A 20,168-nucleotide genomic window follows, 5' to 3' on the forward strand; every position below is an offset into this window, starting at 1 on the left:
TCCGCAGAATTTGAGGCGCACGACGTGGGTAGTTCGAGCAGGACAAACCCCAAAGTGGCGGTATTGATGGGTGGACCCTCGGCGGAACGTGAGGTGTCTCTCAGCTCTGGGCGCGAATGCGCGGCCGCCCTAAGGGGAGAAGGCTTTGAAGTGGTCGAACTGGACGCGGGTCCGGACCTCTATGTGCGCCTTTTGGATATCAAGCCGGATGTGGTCTTCAACGCTCTGCATGGTCGCTGGGGCGAGGATGGCTGCGTGCAGGGTCTGCTGGAGTGGTTGCGTATTCCCTATACTCATTCCGGTGTGCTGGCATCGGCGTTGGCCATGGACAAGCAGCGCAGCAAAGCGGCGTTCCGTATCGCGGGTCTGCCAGTCGCCGAAAGTGTGATCGAGGCCAAATCCGAAGTTGCCGCGCGTCACACGATGGAACCGCCCTATGTGGTCAAGCCCAACAACGAGGGTTCCAGCGTCGGCATTTATCTGGTGCATGAGGGCGCCAACACTCCACCGAAACTGGCAGACGACATGCCCGAACTGGTAATGGTCGAACAATATGTGGCTGGCCGCGAGTTGACCGTCACAGTCATGGGCGACCGCGCTTTGACCGTGACAGAAATCATGACGGATGGCTGGTACGATTACGATGCCAAGTACAAGCCGGGCGGGTCGTGGCATGTGCTGCCTGCTGAAATCCCGCAGGACATTTTTGACCTGTGTATGGGCTTTGCCAAACAGGCGCATGATCTGTTGGGGTGCAAAGGCGTCAGCCGCACAGATTTTCGGTGGGATGACAGCAAGGGCGCAGAGGGCTTGTTCCTTCTGGAAACCAACACCCAGCCAGGAATGACGCCGACGTCACTGGCTCCGGAACAGGGCGCGCATTGCGGGATAACCTTTGGCCAGTTTTGCGCATGGATGGTGGAGGACGCATCATGCGACCGCTGACAGCCACCCGTGCGCCGGTTATCCACCGGTCAAAGCCACTTGCTGGTCCGGATGCCGATTTCGCTTCGGGGGACCGCAACAATGTAGAACCCAAGTTCCGCCTGCGGCGGCTTTGGGGGCGTAAGTCATCGGCGTTTGATCCGGCGCCGTCTCGCCTAAGCTATCGGTTACAGCGCTGGATGTTGACGCCTGGTGTTCGCCGTGGCCTGAAATACGGGCTGCCGGTCTTCGCTGTGTGTGCTGCGCTTGGCGGGTATTTCAGCTCTCAGGACCGGCGCGAAGCGATTGTGGCTCATGTCCATGATGTGAAAATCTCGATCCAGCAGCGACCAGAATTCATGGTCAACCTGATGGCGATTGATGGGGCGGGAACCAACCTTTCGGAAGACATTCGTGAAGTGGTGCCGCTGGACTTCCCAATCAGTTCCTGGGACCTTGATGTCGAACAGATGCGCGAAACGATCACAGGATTGGATCCGGTTAAATCAGCCTCTGTGCGCATCCGTCCAGGGGGTATCCTGCAGGTGGATGTTGTCGAACGGCAGCCCGCCATTGTCTGGCGTACCCGCCGAGGGGTCGAATTGCTGGATGAAACCGGCGCGCATGTTGAAATCATCGCATCGCGGCAGGATCACTCCAATCTGCCACTGATCGCGGGTGAGGGCGCGGATTCCTATGTACCCGAAGCGCTGCAACTGACGGCCACAGCCAGCAGTCTGGGCAATCGGGTGCGCGGTCTGGTGCGAATTGGCGAACGTCGCTGGGATCTAGTTCTGGATCGCGGTCAGCGCATCATGTTGCCGACGGAACGGCCAGTGCGCGCATTGGAACGCGTGTTGGCCGTGAACGAGGTTCAGGATCTTCTGGAACGCGATGTGGCCGTGGTGGATATGCGCCTGGGTCAGCGACCGACAATCCGAATGACCAAAGCCGCCAGCGAAGACTGGTGGAATACAAAAGTAGATGTGAGTAGCGGGCAGTAACGACAATGATGACCGATCTTTATCAGTCCCAACGGGCCATGCGGCAAATGCGCAGGCAGGCGATGCAACGCGGCGTTGTCGCTATTCTAGATGTCGGGAGCTCTAAGATTTCCTGCCTTGTGCTGCGGTTCGACGGCGCCGGGCGTTTGCACGAGGACAGTGGCATCGGGTCTCTGGCCGGACAATCCGGGTTTCGGGTGATCGGTGCCGCGACCACGCGGTCCCGTGGTGTGCAATTTGGCGAAGTCACTGCGATGCAGGAGACCGAGCGCGCCATTCGAACCGCGCTTCAGGCCGCGCAGAAAATGGCAGATATCCGTGTCGACCATGTGATCGCCTGTTTCTCGGGGGCAAACCCGCGGTCCTATGGTTTGGATGCCCAGGTGGATCTGGAAGGTCAGCTGGTAACCGAGGCCGAAGTCGGCCGGGTTCTCAATGCCTGTGACGTGCCCGACTATGGTGCGGGCCGCGAAGTCCTACATGCTCAGCCGGTGAATTTTGCGCTGGATAACCGATCGGGCTTGATCGACCCAAGGGGTCAGATGGGGCAATCGCTGGCCGTCGATATGCACATGCTGACCGTGGACGCGGTTGCAATCCAGAATATCGTGCGCTGTATCAAGCGTTGCGATCTCGAATTGGCCGGTATCGCGAATTCGGCCTATGTCTCGGGTATTTCGGCGCTGGTTGAGGATGAACAGGAACTGGGTGCCGCCTGTATCGACATGGGCGGTGGCACCACGAGCGTGTCAATATTCATGAAGAAACACATGATCTATGCCGATTGCGTGCGCATGGGTGGGGATCATGTGACCAGTGACATCTCGATGGGGCTGGGCGTTCCGGCGTCTGTTGCCGAACGGATCAAGACATTCAATGGCGGCGTTCACGCGACCGGCGCGGATGATCGTGACCTGATCGACATCGGAGGGGATACCGGTGATTGGGAACATGACCGTCGTACGGTCAGCCGGGCCGAGCTGATCGGCATCATGCGCCCGCGTGTCGAAGAAATTCTGGAAGAAGTGCGTGTCCGGCTGGATGCTGCCGGGTTTGAGCATATGCCCAGCCAGCAGATCGTGCTGACCGGTGGCGGCAGTCAGATTATGGGGCTCGACGGGTTGGCCTCTCGTATTCTGGGGCAACGTGTTCGCCTTGGTCGCCCGCTTCGGGTCCATGGGTTGCCGCAATCGGCCACGGGGCCGGGGTTCTCTTCGGTTGTGGGGCTAAGCCTGTTTGCAGCCAACCCACAGGATGAATGGTGGGATTTTGAAATCCCCGTAGACACCTATTCCGCACGCCCGTTCAAGCGCGCTGTGCGGTGGTTCCGTGACAACTGGTAAGGCCGCGATCGCGGCGCTGGTCATGGCTGTGCCGTCAGCGATAGAGGCTCAGACCCGTATCACACCCGAAGCCTTCCTGGGGGCCGTTCAAGGAAAGACCGTAAAGTTTCACGTCTATGACAGCGGTATGCTGGTCGGCACCGAAGAGTTCCTGAGCCCGACTCTCTCGGTCTGGCGTATGGAGGGCAAGGGTTGTGTGTACGGGAAAATTACAACTCCTAATGGGCAGATTTGCTTTCTGTACGACGATGACGAGGATGGTCTGCCAGTTTGCTGGTGGCCGTTTTTGTATGAAGACCAGTTGATGGTGCGAATGGTCGGTTTCTCTAGGGCAGAAATTCAAGAGGTCAGGGACATTTCTGAGAAGGATCTTAACTGCCCAAGTGCCCCAATTAGCTAAAGAAATATCTTGCAGGGGCTGTCAAAATCCCACAAGATATCCTCAGGGCCCGTCAGAGGCCTTGCGAGAGGGCTTGAGCAGTTTTCCGCAGACAGAATGTGAATGAATTGCAAGTGACGCGCCCGTCAACAGTGGCGCGAGCGTCGCATGTTTTGTGGTGCTTTGAGATAATTCCGCAACATCTGGCAATCTTTGCCAAATACTGTTTCCAGGTGCCTTATTTCCTCCATATTTTGTGGATTTTCGCGATTTTTGGCGTGACGTTTGCCGTTTGGATCGGTAGGATTGTTAGTGGATAGGTAAGAAAAACACCGCGTTGGCGGGTTATATAAACAGGCGGACAGAAGCATGACATTGAATCTTTCGATGCCCGGGCACGACGAGCTGAAGCCTCGGATTACAGTTTTTGGCGTTGGCGGAGCGGGCGGTAACGCCGTCAACAACATGATTGAAAAACAGTTGGACGGTGTCGATTTTGTCGTTGCCAACACCGATGCCCAGGCGCTGCAGCAAAGCCAGTCTTCGTCACGAGTTCAACTGGGCGTGAAAGTCACCGAAGGTCTGGGTGCGGGCGCGCGTCCGACAGTGGGTGCGGCAGCGGCCGAAGAAAGCATCGAGCAGATTGTAGACCATCTGGCAGGCGCGCATATGTGCTTCATCACGGCCGGTATGGGCGGTGGCACCGGCACGGGTGCCGCACCGATCATCGCGCAGGCAGCGCGTGAATTGGGTGTTTTGACCGTCGGTGTTGTGACCAAGCCTTTCCAGTTCGAAGGCGCCAAGCGGATGCGTCAGGCCGAAGACGGTGTTGAAGCCTTGCAGCGCGTAGTCGACACGCTGATCATCATTCCAAACCAGAACCTGTTCCGTCTGGCCAACGAAAAGACCACGTTTACCGAGGCGTTTTCGATGGCGGATGACGTTCTGTATCAGGGTGTCAAAGGCGTGACCGACCTGATGGTGCGTCCGGGCCTGATCAACCTCGACTTCGCGGATGTTCGCGCCGTTATGGACGAGATGGGCAAGGCGATGATGGGCACGGGCGAAGCCACCGGCGAAGATCGCGCCGTACAGGCCGCCGAGAAGGCCATCGCGAACCCGCTGTTGGATGAAATCAGCCTCAAGGGCGCCAAGGGCGTTCTGATCAACATCACCGGCAGCCACGACCTGACCCTGTTCGAACTGGACGAAGCCGCAAACCGTATCCGTGAGGAAGTGGATCCTGAGGCGAATATCATCGTCGGCTCCACGCTGGACACCGCAATGGAAGGCGGCATGCGCGTTTCGGTTGTGGCAACAGGTATCGACGCCAGCGAAAAGCAGGATGATGTGCCTGTCGCGCGTCGTTCGATGTCGGCACCGCTGACCCGTTCGGTTTCTGCAGAGGAAGCGGCCCTGGAAGAAATGTCAGTGGCGGCAAGCGCCGAACCTGAACCTCAGCCCGAACCAACGCGTGAACCTTCGCTGTTTGAGGCAACTGAAGAGCCGATGGAACCGCAGTTCCAACCGCGCGCAGAACAGGATGATGACGGCCTGCCACCCCCGGCTTATCAGCCGCGCGTGGCCGAATTCGAGCCGACTCCCGAGCCGGTCGAATACGCCCCAGAAAGCTTTGTCGCACCTCAGCCGCAAGCACCCGCAGGATCGCCATCACCCGAAGCTCTGAGGCGCTTGCAGGCAGCCGTCCAGAATGTACCTCCGGCTGAAAGAGGTCATCCTGCGCCTCGGCCACAGGAGGTCTCCGATACTCATGGGGATGCCGACCGCCCGCGATTTGGTTTTAACCGCCTGATTGATCGCATGACCGGCCACGCAGCCGATACTCCGGCGCAGCAACCGGCCCGCCAGCAGCCGGTATTGCGCCAATCTGACGCTACGGCACCTGCACATGTCGAGGACGACCCGGAGCAGGATCGGATCGAAATACCGGCCTTCCTTCGCCGTCAAGCCAACTGATCGCGGTAACAATATACTAAAGAGGGGCTGCCATTTGGCGGCCCTTTCTTATTTTAAAACAGTGCATTATCCCTATGTGAGCAGGGTTTTGCCGACCTGTCACATTCATGTTTCATTCGGTTGCAAAGAGTGAGTTGAGCCTTTTGACCTGCTTCCTTAGTTGAATGCCAACACGGCCATCACAGGTCGGACGCCACTCACCGAGGTCACACTTGCAACATACGCTCAAATCTCCGATCACGTTTACAGGCCTCGGGCTGCACAGCGGTAAGCCTGCGACGATGATCCTGAAGCCGGCTGCTGCTGGCCACGGCATCTGGTTCAAACGGACGGATATCGAGCTGGGCAATGCGTTGATCCCTGCAATCTACGATGTGGTCGATCGTACTCCGCTTTGTACCCGACTGGTCAATGAAGCGCGCGTTACGGTTTCCACCGTCGAGCATATCATGGCAGCCTTGGCTGGATGCGGTGTCCACAATGCGCTGATCGAGATTGATGGCCCCGAGGTGCCGATCATGGACGGGTCTTCGATTGAATTCGTTCGTGGCATCATGTTGAAAGGCGTGCGTCGTCAGGCAAGCCCGGTCCTGGCCTATGAGGTTCTTAAACCTGTGACCGCAACCCGTGAGGGTGCCAGTGCTTCGATTGCGCCTGCGGACGGGTTGATTATCGATTTTCATATCGATTTTGAAGACAGCGCCATTGGTCGTCAGACTAAGACGCTGGATATGTGCAATGGCTCTTTTGCACGCGAGCTTAGTGATTGCCGGACATTCTGCCGTCGTACCGACGTCGAAGCGATGCGCGAGAACGGCTTGGCTCTTGGCGGCACGCTTGAAAATGCTGTGGTCGTTCAGGGCGACGAAGTTCTGACCCCGGGTGGCCTTCGCCACGCAGACGAGGCGGTGCGTCACAAGATGCTAGATGCTCTGGGTGACTTGTATTTGGCGGGTGGACCGATTCTGGGTCATTTCACCGGCGACAAGTCTGGTCATGCGATGACAAACACGCTGCTGCGCAAGCTGTTTGAAACGCCCGGTGCTGTGCGTCCGATCCTGTGTACCCCCGAACAGGCCGCGCGTCTGCCCGGACAGGGTCTGGTCTGGGACGAAATCCCCGAAGTCGCCTGATTGGTTCCACTCTGCTGACAAATCCGCCAAAGGGCCTACTAAGGCGTTTTGCACTGGAATTTTATGTGCTAGACCAAGGCCCAAACCGGGGTATTCCCATTAAGCAAGACGACAAGGATTGGCGGAATGATAGGCACCAAAGCGGCGGTCAGATTCGCAGGGGCGGTACTTCTGACAGCAGTTTTGACAGCGTGCAACAGCGGGGGCGCTGACCGCAATCAGAACCTAGAAGGGTTCACCCCCGAACAGATTTTCACGCGTGGGGAATTTGAGCTGTCGGAGAATCGTTCCGACGATGCAGCGTGGTACTTCTCCGAGGTTGAACGTCTTTACCCTTACTCTGACTGGGCAAAGCGCGCGCTGATCATGCAGGCGTTTTCATACCATGCAGATGAGAATTACGAAGAAAGCCGTGCAGCAGCACAGCGCTATATAGATTTCTATCCAACTGACGAAGATGCGGCCTATGCCCAATATCTGTTGGCACTCAGCTATTATGACCAGATTGACGAGGTGGGCCGCGATCAGGGCCTGACGTTCCAGGCGCTTCAGTCATTGCGCACGGTGATCGAAGTCTATCCGGACAGCGAATATGCCACCTCCGCCGTGTTGAAATTCGATCTGGCCTTTGACCATCTGGCTGGCAAAGAAATGGAGATCGGACGTTATTATCTGCGTCAGGATCACTATACTGCCGCGATCAACCGGTTCCGCGTTGTGGTAGAGGATTTTCAGACAACTTCGCATACCGCTGAAGCGCTCTATCGCCTGATCGAGGCCTATCTCTCGTTGGGTCTGGTGGATGAGGCGCAATCGGCCGGTGCAATTCTGGGTTACAACTACCAATCCTCAGAATGGTATGACGCTGGCTATAAGCTGCTGACCTCTCGCGGGCTGAAACTCAAAAGCCGCGGCAACAACTGGCTCAGCACGATTTATCGCCAGACCGTCAAAGGTCAGTGGTTGTAATCGCCATGGCTAAAGGCGTGGGACGCTGAGACCCGATGCTGCGCGCCCTTGATATCCGCGATATGCTGATCATCGACCGGTTGGAACTGACGTTCCAGCCGGGATTGAACGCGTTGACCGGCGAGACCGGCGCGGGCAAGTCGATCCTACTGGATTCGCTTGGGTTCGTTCTGGGCTGGCGCGGGCGGGCCGAGCTGGTGCGTCAGGGGGCCGCTCAGGGTGAAGTTGTGGCCGAGTTCGAGCTGCACGAAAACCACCCCGCACATGCGATTTTGGCCGAAGCCGGATTGCCCGGAGGTGAAGAGCTGATCTTGCGCCGCGTGAACACAGCCGAGGGCCGGAAAACCGCGTGGGTCAATGACCGGCGTTGCTCGGGCGAGGTGCTGCGGGCCTTGTCGGAAACCCTGGTGGAACTGCATGGCCAGCACGATGATCGCGGCCTGCTGAACCCACGTGGCCACCGCGCGATGCTGGATGATTTTGCCGGGGCAGGGGGGCAACTGGCCACTGTGCGCTCTGCATGGTCCGAGATGTCGCGTGCGCGCAAGCTTTTGTCTGAGGTCGAATCTGCCTTGGCTGCCATGCGGGCAGAGGAAGAATTTCTGCGCCATGCGGTCACTGAGCTTGATAAGCTTGATCCGCAGCCCGGCGAGGATGCCGAACTGGATGCAAGGCGCCGCATGATGCAGGGGGCAGAGCGGATTCGCGATGACGTCGCCCGTGCCTATGACTTGCTTGGCAGTGATGGGGCCGAGGGCGCGATGTCTGATGCTCTGCGCTGGTTGGAAGGCGTGTCCGATAATGCGGGCGGGCAGTTGGAAGAGCCTGTTGCCGCACTGGGGCGTGCACTGGTCGAATTGGGCGAGGCGCAAGATGGCGTTAATGCCAGTCTTCAGGTGCTGGACTTCAATCCGGCTGAACTGGAGGCAGTCGAGGAACGGCTTTTCGCCATTCGTGCGTTGGCCCGAAAGCATGACGTTGCCCCGGACGACTTGGGCGGGTTCGCGGAGACTTTGCGTGAGCGGCTGAACCGTTTGGATGCTGGTGACGCTGATCTGGCCGACAGGCGCGTTGCGGTTGAGACTGCGCAGGCAGTTTATCACAAGGCTGCGGAGGCACTCAGCAGCCTGCGCCAACGGGCAGCGGGTGAACTTGACACCGCTGTGATGGCCGAGCTTGCACCGCTGAAAATGGAACGCGCTGTGTTCCAGACCGAGATCACCCCGTCCGATCCCGGCCCCGAAGGTGCGGATGCTGTGGCGTTCACCGTTGCCACCAACCCCGGTGCACCGTCTGGACCGTTAAACAAAATCGCCTCGGGCGGTGAACTGAGCCGCTTCTTGCTGGCGCTCAAGGTCTGTCTGACCGGCGATGACAGCGCGCGCACGATGATCTTTGATGAGATCGACAGGGGTGTTGGCGGCGCGACCGCGGATGCTGTTGGCAGGCGTCTGGCTGCGCTCGCGCAGGGGGGGCAGGTGTTGGTTGTGACGCATTCGCCGCAGGTCGCCGCCCGTGCCGCCTATCACTGGCGTGTTCAGAAACATGTGACCGACGGGCAAACCCTGTCGACCGTGGTTCCATTGGCCCAAGCCGACCGGGTGGACGAAATTGCCAGGATGGTCGCCGGTGACACGATCACGGACGAAGCGCGTGCCGCTGCCCGTGCTCTTCTGGACGCATAGGCCCTCACAGACGCGCGATCCGGCTTTTATCCGTGCCCTCCGTGGCTTAGTAAGGGGTGTATCCTGATCCCCCGAGGGCAAATGACCCAGTCAACCCGCACCGTTCTGCGCAACCAGCTCAATCAGGCTCTGGCCGCGATGAAGGACGCGTGGCGGGTGATGCGCAGGCGCGGGCCCAGCCAAATTCAGTTCTGGTTCATCGCGCTGGCGATTGGGATTGCCGCAGGCTTTATGGCATTGGGATTTCGTAAGGCAATTCAGGCATTGCAGGCCTATGTCTACGACACCGGGGATATCTCGTTACTGCACAGCCATGTGGAAAAGCTGCCGTGGTTCCTGATCCTGATCACACCGATCATCGGCGGTCTTATCGTTGGCATCATCCTGCACCGGTATACCGATGACGGGCGCGTGCGTTCAGTTGCCGATGTAATCGAAGGCGCTGCCCTCACCGATGGTCGGGTCGAAGGCAAGGCGGGTATCGCGTCTTTTTTCTCCTCGCTGATTACGCTGAGCACAGGTGGATCTACGGGTCGAGAAGGGCCGGTTGTGCATATGGCAGGCGTGATCTCGACCTGGGTCAGTAATCGTATCCATGCCGACGGAATTACCGGGCGTGATTTGCTGGGATGTGCGGTGGCGGCGGCAGTTTCGGCCAGTTTCAACTCACCCATTGCCGGTGCTTTGTTCGCGCTTGAGGTGGTGCTGCGCCATTTCGCGGTGCATGCTTTTGCGCCCATCGTTATCGCTTCGGTCGCCGGGACGGTGATTAACCGGCTGGAATACGGCGACGTGACCGAATTCACGCTGGATACGCCCGGATCCCTGCAATTCTATGTCGAGCTGCCCGCGTTTCTGATCCTTGGGTTGATCTGCGGGTTGGTGGCCTTGCTTCTGATGCGGTCGATCTTCTTTGCAGAAGATATTGGCAATCACATTCAAAGCCGGCTTTCCTTGCCCGGATGGCTGCGCCCCGCTGTGTCGGGCGCCATGCTGGGCCTTATCGCGATCTGGTTCCCTCACATCATTGGCGTTGGATACGAAACCACGATCCGGGCTCTGGCCGGAGATCTGGTTCTGACAACTGCCATTCTGTTCGCAATCATCAAAACTGTGGCTGTTGCGATCACGATGGGGGGACGTATGGGTGGCGGTGTGTTTTCACCCTCTCTGATGATAGGTGCGTTAACCGGGTTGGCATTCGGGTTGATTGCAACGGGTTTGCTGCCCGATGTATCGGGTACCCATACCCTCTACGCATTTGCCGGGATGGGCGCGGTGGCCGCTGCCGTGCTTGGTGCCCCGATTTCGACCACGATGATTGTCTTTGAACTGACCGGAGATTGGCAGATCGGTCTGGCGGTGATGGTGTCGGTTTCAATGTCCACGGCGCTGGCTTCGCGCCTCGTGGATCGATCCTTCTTCCTGACCCAACTGGAACGGCGCAATGTGCATCTGGCCGCGGGGCCACAGGCCTATCTTCTGGCGATGTTGCGCGCAGGCGCAGTGATGCGACCGCTTGGCGATGCACGTTCAATCACCCGGGAAGAAGCACAGGTTTTGATTGATCAGGGTCTTTTTGTTCAAGCAAGCGCTACGCTTGAGGCGGCGATGCCGTTCTTCGACCGAGACGAAATCCTCTGCATACCGGTGGTGGTGAGCGGTGATGACGGAGCTGAGACGCCAGTCGGTACGCTCTACCATATTGATGCGCTAAAGGCCTATAACCGCGCGTTGGCAGCCACGGCTGCGGAAGAACATTCATAACAGAGGCCCCTGTAACATTGGTCTTTGTCCATCTTGTTCCTTGATACAGGCGAGGCATTGAAGCGATACGATCTTTGGATCTGCACTTGCCGGGCGTGGCCAGTCGAAATCCAGAGGCTCATGTGTTCGATCTGACAAGCTGTGCAGAACTGAGCTTTCTAGCTGAAAAACATTAGGCCTTGGAGCGCTGGTGAAGGACTAACTTTACCTCACTGACGCTCTGGAATTTGTGGAACGACGCGCAACTTTGAGCCGCCGACAGCTTCCCAGAATCTTTTCGAGCCAGCGGGTCATGCAATATTGGCGGTAACATCGAGAAATTCTGATCTATTGCGGACTTTTGTCGGTATTTGGTCAAAGAACGGCAGAGCGGCGCAGCCCAATTCAGCGCCGGCTGCGTCAATGTCTGATTTTGGAAGTTAGATTCAATTTCCGCAGAATCCGGTTTGCACACTCTTTGTCTGTCATCGCGCTCTGAGGGCAACAATCCGAGCTAGTGATGAACTTTGCGCCAACACCGCACCTTACGATCTGTTGGCATTCGCAGCTGGAAGGAGGCCATCCGGGCGCAACAGCAGCAGCAAGATGACTGAGGCCAGAACCATTGCATCCCGGTATGGGGCCAGACTGTCTGGCAGGAAAGCCTGTAGCAGAACCTCCAGCCCGCCGACGATGAACCCACCAAGGACAGCGCCGCCCAAGCTGCCCAAACCCCCAAGTACGGTCGCAATGAAGGCCTTGAGAACGGGGAAAAATCCCATCAGTGGATCCACTGACCCGCGTTGTGCCGTCCAGATGACAGCGGCAATACCCGCAAGTAGCCCTGACAGGGCAAAAGCCACAGCAACGACCCGGTTGGCCTTGATACCCAGCAGTTTGAGCATCTCGATATCTTCGGCAGCGGCGCGCATGGCCATGCCAATCGTTGTGCGCCGCAACACGAATGTCAGGCCTGCAAGGGCTGAAAATGTTACGATGATTGATACGGTCGGGATAATGCCAAATGTCGTCTGGCCGATATGATACGTGCCAGACCATGACGCTGGAAAAGAGATCGGGACGGGTCTGGCGGAAATTCCGTTCTGGAACAGAACTTTGAGGATCTCGGATACCGCGAAAGATGTGATCAAAAGTGCAACGACATCCGCGCCGCGCATGGCGCGAAACGCTGTACGCTCCATTGCCATGGCCATGAACACAGAAGCGCCAAGCCCGACAACAAGAGCGGCGATCGGCGGCAGGCCAAAGCTCATGGCCAGAAAGATGCCATAGCCCCCGAAAGTCATGATTTCGCCATGCGCGAAATTGATCAATCGCACAATAGAGAACACAATCGCCAGCCCCAGGGCCAGCATCGCATAAATTCCCCCAAGGCTAAGCGCGTTGATCATTTGTTGAAGAAGAACATCCATCGCTCAAGCCGCCAGATATGCGGATTGCAAGACCGCGTCATTTGCTAGTTCCGATGGTGCACCGGCAGCGGCAACAGCGCCATTCGCCAGCACCACGGCATGATCGGCAATGTCCAGGGCAAGAGCCGCGTTTTGCTCGACCAGAAGCACTGAAATACCGTCGGCTTTCAATTCTTCTACGATGTCGAAAATCTGATCCACGACCTGCGGCGCAAGACCAAGCGACGGTTCGTCCAGCAACAGCAAGCGCGGTCCGCTCATCAAGGCACGTCCCACCGCCAGCATCTGTTGTTCGCCCCCCGACAAAAGCCCCGCCATCTGACGGCGGCGTTCGCCCAGGATCGGGAAACGCTCTTTCATCTCGGCCAAACGTTTGGCGCTGAGCTTCTCGTCGCCCAGAATTGATCCGGCCAGCAAAAGATTTTCTTCGACCGTCAGCTGCGCAAACACGCGGCGTCCTTCCGGTGAGATGGCCACACCCGCCCGCACAATGGCGTCGGGTTTGGCCCCTGTCATATCCTTGCCAAAAAGGGAAACAGCGCCCGATACCACGGGCAAAGCACCTGCGATGGCCATGACCGTCGTTGTCTTGCCTGCGCCATTGGCCCCTAAAAGCGCCGTTATGCCGCCTTTGGGGACGATCAGGTCAATGCCCTGAACCGCGCGGATTGGGCCATAGCGGACGTGCAAGCCTTGGATATCGAGTGCTGTTTCCATTGGGTTCAGACCTTACGGCTGTGGCAGGATTGCGGGATCAGCTGAGGTGCGCAGGACAAACTCTTTTTCGCCTGCATCGGTAATCCGCGCGACCACAACATCACGCAGAGGCATCCGGTCGGTCCCCGCGAAAGTGAAGTTGGACATGATACCCTCACCATTCTCAATGCCGGCCATTGCGGCAGTCACGGCAGCAGGGTCTGTCGTGCCAGCCGCTGCGACAGCATCCTCGATCATATGCGCAATATCGCAGCCATTGACGTAGTAATTGTTGTCAGGCGTGATTCCCTTTGCAGCAGAGAACCGCGCGATGAAATCGGCATAGGCAGAGCCTTCGTCTGGGAAGCCACCAGATGTATGCGCTACGCCTGTGACGACATCACCAAGGCCGCGTACGGTTGGTGAATCGAGTACGTCACCTCCCATCACCTGGGTATCAACCCCGGCACCGCGCAGCGCACGGATGAAGGCCGGGAAATCAGGCTCCCACGCCCATGTGACGATCACGTCCGGGGTGGTATCCGCATTCTTGATGGTCGTCACGATGGCAGAAAAGTCCGGCTGGTTCAGCGAATAGTTGCTTTCTCCGACAACGGCGCCACCAAGCGATGTGAAGGCCTCGCCAAAGTACTCGGGCCCACCCAATGTGTAGGCACTGTCCGGGGATTTCACGAGCCAGACACGTTCGAACCCTTGCTCGCGTGCGTGGCCTGCCAGTACGGCGGCCTGTTGGTTGTCCGCAGGGTAACTGCCAAAGACATGTTCACCGACTTGCGTCAGAACCGGGGCTGTTCCGGCAAAGGTCATTGTTGGGATGCTGTCAGCCGCTGTGATCTGGGCCGCGGCGATTGTCGGATCGGCATCGGCTGACGCCACGATGAACTGCGCGCCGTCATCGATCATTTCCTGTACGACTTTAACGCCTTCGGCGATGTCAGACCGGGTGTCGCGCACGATCAGCTCAACCGGTGTTGTGCCGTTTAGGCCCCCCTTGGCGTTCATTTCGTCAATGCAGAACTGGAACCCGGCATAGGCGGGTCCATCATAGGGGGCCAGATAGCCCGATTGCGCGGACATTACGCCGATTTTATAACTCTCAGCCATCGCTGTTCCAGCCAGGCCGGTGATAACTGCTGTTGAAAGAAGAAGGGCATTACGTATCATTTTATTGCTACCTCTGTTGGTTGACTTCGGTTGGTTTCGCTAATTTCTGCTTTTTGGGCTGTGCGCCCTTTGCCGATGTAAGCCTCGATGACTTTGGGATTTGCGCGCACGTCTTCAGGCGTGCCTTGCGCGATGACGCCACCTTGGTGCATCACCACGATCCAGTCCGACAGGCGGTTCACGAACCTCAGGTCATGATCGATCAGAAGGACACCGATGCCGCGTGTTTTGCCGACCTTAATCAGCCGATCAGCCAGGTCATCTGTTTCGCCGGGATTCATGCCAGCGGCCGGTTCATCCAGTAAAAGAATCTTCGGGTCTTGTGCCAAAGCGCGGGCGATTTCCAGGCGCTTGCGGGCACCATATGGCAGGCTGTCGGCGCGATACCCGGCGACTTCCCCAAGATCAAAGGCATCTAGTTCACGCAGGGTGATAGCCGCGGCAGTCTTGCGGTCGTGACCTGCGGCCAAAGCGGCAACAAGAACATTTTCGTAGGCTGTCAGACCGCTGAACAGGCGCAAGTTTTGGAAGCTACGCGAGACACCAAAGCCTGGCACTTTGTGATGCGAGACACGGGTCAGATCAACCTCGCCCATATGCGCAGAACCGGTGTCCGCCTGATAGGCGCGTGTCAGCAAGTTAACAAGCGTGGACTTGCCAGCACCGTTGGGGCCAATCAGGCCAGTGATGCGCCCAGTCGGAGCTTCGAAACTGACGTCTCTTACGGCTTTGACGCCTGCGAAACTTTTTGACAGGTTTGATGCTTTCAGCGTGGCTGGGACGACGGGCTCGGGCGTGCGCGCAGGAGTTACTCGGGACTTCAGGCGCCCGAGCAGGTTTGCATCGGCGCCAGGGCCAAGTTCAAAGCCTCCGACCAGACCCTGAGGTCGCGCCCAGATCACCAGCAGGATGGCAAGCCCCAGGACAATCGTCGTCAGGCCAAAGACCTCGGGCAAGGTGACGCCAAGCACAGTTGAGCCGCCTTCGAACTGGCGCACAGTGTCCTGCAGCAGCGTCACCGCGATCACCCCGACCACTGCGCCGCCAACCGATGACATTCCACCGACAATCATCATGACCACCTGCGCAAAGACGAGCCCAAGGTAGAAGGATGCGGGTGAAAATGCCCCCAGCATATGCCCGTAAAGTGCACCCGCGACTGTCGCCATGGTACCAGAGGCACACCAAGCGATGAATCTTGTGCGTCGGGCATTGATGCCAAGTGCTGTTGCGGCATCCTCATCGTCACGGGCCGCGCGGGAAAACAGGCCCAAACGGCTTTCGCGATACCAACGGGCCAGCAGGATTGCGACCGTGGCCGCGCCGAGGGCCAGAACCAGATCTGTCACCCTTGGCACACCGTAAAACGTCTGGCTGCCGCGTGTGATCTCGCGTGCGGCGATGGCCACGCCATGGGCGATGATCAGCAGGCCAAGCGTGGCAATCGTGGCAGACGCACCCACAAGCCGAGCGATGGCGCTTCCGGTTAGGGCTGCAAAGGCAAGTCCCGCAAGGGCGACCACCGGCAGCGACACCCAGATCGTTACTTCATGGCCTGCCAGAAATGACGGAAGATCCGGCAGGGCAGAACGTTGAAGAGCAGCAGGCATGGTGAGAATGCCTGACAGATAAGCGCCTAGCGCCAAAAACGCGCCATGCCCGAAAGACACAATGCCCGTGTTGCCGCAATAAATCGCAAGGGCCACTACAGCGACCACATTGACACACATCTGTACAGCAATCCGCTCGCCAGTGCGTCCAAAAATCAACGTCAGCCCAAGCACCACAGCCAGCAGCACAGCAACCGCCGCCGCCGTCCGGAGCAAGTTGGACGCCCGCAAGCGTCCGGGATGTGTATGAAGGGGGGCGATGCTCATGAGGGAATGTCCCCTACCGCTGTAACGATTGCGTCTGCCAGCAGATCCGCCCACAGCCCGACTTGCGATTGTTCGCGGATTTGATCGTTTCGAATTTCAATCAGGCAATGCACAAGCTCACGGGGTTCTGCATGCGCTGGAATAAACCAATCGCCCTCAGTTTCGATCTGATAGGGCTTGTTCAACGCAAAGGTCATGTCAGGGCGGCGCTGCGCGATATGTGCCATCAATGCTTTGGCAGCACCGCCTGTTCCGCGGCTTAAAAAGCCTGCCTGCCAAGGCCGGTCCTTGCCATCGAGATGCGGTGTAAAGGAATGGATCGAAAACGCGGCACGACGCGGACGGTTGGCAAAGAGCCGATTCAACTCTGCATCCATAGGTCGAAAGATTTCATCGACACGCATGGCCCGGCTCAATTCGGTGATCGCGCTGTTCCCCGGCACCTCAACCTGGTCGCTGATCGCAGGGACCGCCAAGGGGCTGTCAGGGGGACGGTTACAGTCAAATACCAGCCGTGAGTAATTTTGGATGACGAGAGGCGCGTTCAACTGTTCAGCCAACTGGCGCGCTACATTCTGGGCACCAATGTCCCAGCCGCGGTGGCTTTCAATGACGTCGCGGGGGACGCCCAAATCTCCAAGCATCTCGGGGACCGCATTGCCTGCATGCTCACACAGCAGCACGATCTCCGACGTGCTATCTGCATTAACGACGTCAATCGGCGCAGGATCGTTCGGCCCCAATAAGGTATGAGTACACAAATTCATGCAGCTTGGACCGCACGGTGTGTGCATCGTCTTATTATACCGAGCAGATCCTTGGGGTCGTGCGGGTCGGCAACCAGATCCAGCATTTCGCTTGGGGCGCCGTCAGTCGCTTTTTGGTGCAGCCAGCGTGTGGCCGAGAAATCCTCGACCACAAAGCCAACACCATCAAAAACCGTGATCTGATCGTCGTAGGTTCGTCCCTTTTTAGAACCGGTTAGAACCTGCCACAGTTCGTTGACCGCGTGATCCGGGTCGAGTTGCTGGATATCGCCCTCAATGCGCGTCTGTTTTGGGTACTCTACAGAAATGTCATTGCGCATCAGAATATCCCGTTGCCGATACTCGCAGCGGTTTTAGCTGATTTGGGGGCCAGTATACGCGTCACCATCGCCGATATTGCCACCGTGCGAAGCGCCGTTAGAAGGGTCATTTCAGAAATGAGTCGTCGATAGCCGGTATCAACAGAGGCCAGCACACCAACGACGGTAAGGGTTTGCAGGCCGACCTTGGTGTTCGATCGGTGTCCGTTCATGGACTTGAAGGTGTGATCCACACCATCATAGGTTGGCATCAGTTCAATCACACCGACCTTAGAATGGGACGCCACGCGCGGTGTCTTGTCAAATACCGGCCAGCGTTTGAAATCGGCTTTGATCATATTGGCCAATCCTGCAAGGCAGTCCCGTAGGCCATGCTTATGGACCAGGGACCGCATGTTTTCGACGCTGACAAATGGAACCAATGCTCTGTCAGAGGGCGCGCTCATCAGTATGTTCCTTCGTACACGGCGCATTTCTGTGCTGTGTCCATGTCTTTTACCGCGTCGATTTCTGCAGCCTTATGGGCGGCGTAGACGCTCGCGAAATCTGGTCCGAACCAACTGGTGACGGTCGTATCCGCCTGAAACGCCTCAAGGGCGGCCTCAAGCGTTTCGGGCAGGCGCACAAAACCACGCGCCGTGAGATCATCCGCTGACAGAAGCGACAGGTCTTCCTCGGTCGGCGCAGGCGCTTTCAGCCCATCTTCGATCCCCTGAACACCAGCATGTACAACAGCGGCCAAAGCCAGGTAAGGCGACGCCGCTGCATCCGCCGCGCGGTATTCAATGTTGAATTGTCTGGCGATTGAAGCGGGGTCCTTTGCCGTCACAGGGCAGACCCTTAACGAGGCCTCGCGGTCTCGGAACCCGAGATTGTTATACGCAGCCGACCACCGGTGCGGAGTAAGGCGTTCGTATGACACGACAGACGGTGCCGTCAGCGCTAAAATGTTAGGCAGGTATTTTAGCACGCCAGCAGCGAACCCATCAGTAAGTCTGGACATCCCGCAGGGGCCGCTTGCATCAAATGTGACCGGCTCGCCGGCATCGTCGACAAAGCTCATGTGGATATGAACGCCATTGCCGACGCTCGCCACATCGCGGATTGGCGTAAAGGTTGCAGCCTCACCCAGGTGACGCGCTGCCGAGCGAGTAAGCTCGCGCAGGATTACTGCCGCATCTGCCGAGCGCACACCTTTGGCAGGGCCGATAACGACCTCGTATTGATTGGGGCCGAATTCCTTCATGATACTGTCTGGCTCGAGCCCGTTTTCGGCGAGTGTCGCCATCAGCACTTCGCAAAGCTTCCGCTGAATCTCGAACCCTTCGCGTCCGTATCCCTGGTTTTCCACCGCCGGTGGGCTTTTCAGTTGAAACTCGTGCTCGAACGCCGAGATCAGATGAACGCCCGCCACATCATGCAGGCGCTTCAGCGCGGATTTGAGGATAGCGCGCGTACAAAAGGCCCAAGGATCCCCGTCAAGCGTGACGACATCGCCCATCAGGAAATGCTCGGTCACATCTCCAAATGTCGCCCGGGCCTCTGCGTTTGCATCGGGAATCAAAAGCAAATCACCTAGTGCGCCGAACGGGCTGTCAGCGATTATGTCGAAACAGGTGATCTGCACATTGGTAGGGGTCCAGCCGACCCCCCGCACCAGCCGTTTTTCCAACTGATCAGCGGGAAAGGCTTTGCCGCGCACCTTTCCGGCAACATCGGATATGGCAGCAAAAATTAGCGGCAGGGTCATTTTTCATTTTCCTCTTGAGTAAAGCGCAAAGCATCCCAGGCCTTGATGCGGTCTCGGGTCTGTTCCCAGTTGTCCTCGGCAATCCGCGTCACGATGGCCTCGGTCACCGAGAGTGCCGCCGAGTAAGTATCCCACAAGGTGCCGCTATCAATTGGCACCGGCATGACCTCATGGGCGTGTTTGGCAATCGGTGAAATCCATTTGTCCGTCATCAGGATCACACGGGCATTCCGATCGCGTGAGGCAACAAGCGACAGCTGCTCCAGCGCCGGTTGGTAACGGCGAAAATCAACAGCATAAAGGATATCCCCGGGCCGCATCCGCAACAGATATTCTGGCCAGCCTTCAGGCGTATCAGGCAGATGAAACACATCCTTGCGGATCTGACGCAGGTGGAACGAAAGATGCTTGGCGATCGTATCGCTGATCCGGCCACCCAGCACGTAAACGCTGCGTTTCGGGTCGGTCAGAAGGGTGCAGATCTGGTTAAACTGATCTTCGGTGATAGCATCAGCCGCCATGGCCATCTGGCTGGCCGATTTGGAAATAAAGTCCTTCAGATATCCCCCATGAACGGGCCGTTCCGCCTGGTGGAGTTGAACCGGCGAGCGGTGCCCTTCTTTCAATTCCGCGATAAGATCACGTTGGAAATCCTGATATCCATCAAGTCCAATCTTGGTAACAAACCGTGAGATTGAAGGCGGTGACACCTCGGCGTGTTTTGCCAGCTCCTGGATCGAGGAAAGGCCAGCAAATGGGTAATCCGACAGGATAGCTGCAGCAAGTTTGCGCTCTCCGCTGGTTAGCATATCGGCTGCGTTTTCGATGCGGTCTCTGATCAACATGCGCTATATGGTGGTGGAAAAATATTTTCTGTCAATCTAAATTTAGTTGACTTTGGAATTTTATTTTCTTTTAGTGTGGACGTCATGATCGCCCTCATTCATAAAATTAGACCTCTTGGGCAAACATTTGAAAGC

At 57.6% G+C, this 20,168-nt stretch carries 16 protein-coding genes and 1 pseudogene; 9 read left to right on the forward strand and 8 right to left on the reverse strand.

Going from position 1 to position 20,168, the window contains the following annotated elements:
- The first annotated feature begins 24 nt into the window (after nt 1-24).
- The 9 genes from AC2FJV_RS05890 to AC2FJV_RS05930 all read left to right on the forward strand — a co-directional run bounded on the left by AC2FJV_RS05890 (nt 25) and on the right by AC2FJV_RS05930 (nt 11,181).
- Complete coding sequence (locus AC2FJV_RS05890; RefSeq protein WP_281972767.1) at nt 25-945, forward strand: D-alanine--D-alanine ligase; 921 nt, start codon at nt 25-27, stop codon at nt 943-945.
- Nucleotides 933-1,928, forward strand: coding sequence for a cell division protein FtsQ/DivIB (locus AC2FJV_RS05895; RefSeq protein WP_142635027.1), 996 nt, complete (start codon nt 933-935; stop codon nt 1,926-1,928). Before AC2FJV_RS05890 ends, AC2FJV_RS05895 begins: the two co-directional genes overlap by 13 nt.
- Before the next feature lie 8 nt (nt 1,929-1,936).
- Nucleotides 1,937-3,271, forward strand: a complete 1,335-nt coding sequence (gene ftsA, locus AC2FJV_RS05900; protein WP_281972769.1) for a cell division protein FtsA — start codon at nt 1,937-1,939, stop codon at nt 3,269-3,271.
- Entirely contained in the window at nt 3,258-3,671 is a 414-nt protein-coding gene (locus AC2FJV_RS05905; RefSeq protein WP_496713009.1) for a hypothetical protein, read from the forward strand. The genes ftsA and AC2FJV_RS05905 overlap by 14 nt, the downstream gene beginning before the upstream one ends.
- A gap of 348 nt (nt 3,672-4,019) precedes the next feature.
- The gene (gene ftsZ, locus AC2FJV_RS05910; protein ID WP_281994908.1) at nt 4,020-5,627 is read left to right on the forward strand and encodes a cell division protein FtsZ; all 1,608 of its coding nucleotides are present in this window, start codon (nt 4,020-4,022) and stop codon (nt 5,625-5,627) included.
- Nucleotides 5,628-5,839: 212 nt separating this feature from the next.
- Nucleotides 5,840-6,760 carry a UDP-3-O-acyl-N-acetylglucosamine deacetylase gene (gene lpxC / locus AC2FJV_RS05915; RefSeq protein WP_281994907.1) on the forward strand — a complete coding sequence of 307 codons (921 nt, stop codon included), beginning with the start codon at nt 5,840-5,842 and terminating at the stop codon, nt 6,758-6,760.
- 126 nt (nt 6,761-6,886) lie between these two features.
- Nucleotides 6,887-7,729 (forward strand): outer membrane protein assembly factor BamD, encoded by an 843-nt coding sequence (locus tag AC2FJV_RS05920; protein ID WP_142635022.1) that lies wholly within the window; start codon nt 6,887-6,889, stop codon nt 7,727-7,729.
- A gap of 35 nt (nt 7,730-7,764) precedes the next feature.
- Entirely contained in the window at nt 7,765-9,414 is a 1,650-nt protein-coding gene (recN, locus tag AC2FJV_RS05925) for a DNA repair protein RecN (protein ID WP_496713012.1), read from the forward strand.
- Nucleotides 9,415-9,495: 81 nt separating this feature from the next.
- Nucleotides 9,496-11,181, forward strand: a complete 1,686-nt coding sequence (locus AC2FJV_RS05930; RefSeq protein ID WP_281972772.1) for a chloride channel protein — start codon at nt 9,496-9,498, stop codon at nt 11,179-11,181.
- 524 nt (nt 11,182-11,705) lie between these two features.
- Here the strand turns inward: AC2FJV_RS05930 and AC2FJV_RS05935 are convergent.
- The 8 genes and pseudogenes from AC2FJV_RS05935 to AC2FJV_RS05970 form a co-directional block, all read right to left on the reverse strand.
- Nucleotides 11,706-12,593: a branched-chain amino acid ABC transporter permease gene (locus AC2FJV_RS05935; RefSeq protein ID WP_496690891.1), complete on the reverse strand. Its 888-nt coding sequence runs from the start codon at nt 12,591-12,593 to the stop codon at nt 11,706-11,708.
- Between the two features lie 3 nt (nt 12,594-12,596).
- The gene (locus AC2FJV_RS05940) at nt 12,597-13,310 is read right to left on the reverse strand and encodes an ABC transporter ATP-binding protein (RefSeq protein WP_142635014.1); all 714 of its coding nucleotides are present in this window, start codon (nt 13,308-13,310) and stop codon (nt 12,597-12,599) included.
- A 12-nt stretch (nt 13,311-13,322) separates the two neighbouring features.
- Nucleotides 13,323-14,474, reverse strand: a complete 1,152-nt coding sequence (locus tag AC2FJV_RS05945) for an ABC transporter substrate-binding protein (RefSeq protein WP_142635012.1) — start codon at nt 14,472-14,474, stop codon at nt 13,323-13,325.
- Nucleotides 14,471-16,351, reverse strand: coding sequence for a branched-chain amino acid ABC transporter ATP-binding protein/permease (locus tag AC2FJV_RS05950; protein WP_496689717.1), 1,881 nt, complete (start codon nt 16,349-16,351; stop codon nt 14,471-14,473). The genes AC2FJV_RS05945 and AC2FJV_RS05950 overlap by 4 nt, the downstream gene beginning before the upstream one ends.
- Entirely contained in the window at nt 16,348-17,118 is a 771-nt protein-coding gene (locus tag AC2FJV_RS05955) for an N-formylglutamate amidohydrolase (protein ID WP_496713014.1), read from the reverse strand. The genes AC2FJV_RS05950 and AC2FJV_RS05955 overlap by 4 nt, the downstream gene beginning before the upstream one ends.
- A pseudogene (locus tag AC2FJV_RS05960) lies at nt 17,115-17,884 on the reverse strand (Rossmann-fold NAD(P)-binding domain-containing protein). Before AC2FJV_RS05960 ends, AC2FJV_RS05955 begins: the two are co-directional and overlap by 4 nt.
- Nucleotides 17,884-19,188 carry a glutamine synthetase family protein gene (locus AC2FJV_RS05965; protein ID WP_496713016.1) on the reverse strand — a complete coding sequence of 435 codons (1,305 nt, stop codon included), beginning with the start codon at nt 19,186-19,188 and terminating at the stop codon, nt 17,884-17,886. The pseudogene AC2FJV_RS05960 and the gene AC2FJV_RS05965 overlap by 1 nt, the downstream one beginning before the upstream one ends.
- Nucleotides 19,185-20,033, reverse strand: coding sequence for a MurR/RpiR family transcriptional regulator (locus AC2FJV_RS05970; RefSeq protein ID WP_271950266.1), 849 nt, complete (start codon nt 20,031-20,033; stop codon nt 19,185-19,187). The genes AC2FJV_RS05965 and AC2FJV_RS05970 overlap by 4 nt, the downstream gene beginning before the upstream one ends.
- Between the last annotated feature and the right edge of the window lie 135 nt (nt 20,034-20,168).

The sequence above is a fragment of the Ruegeria sp. CDSA241 genome (genome assembly GCF_059611265.1).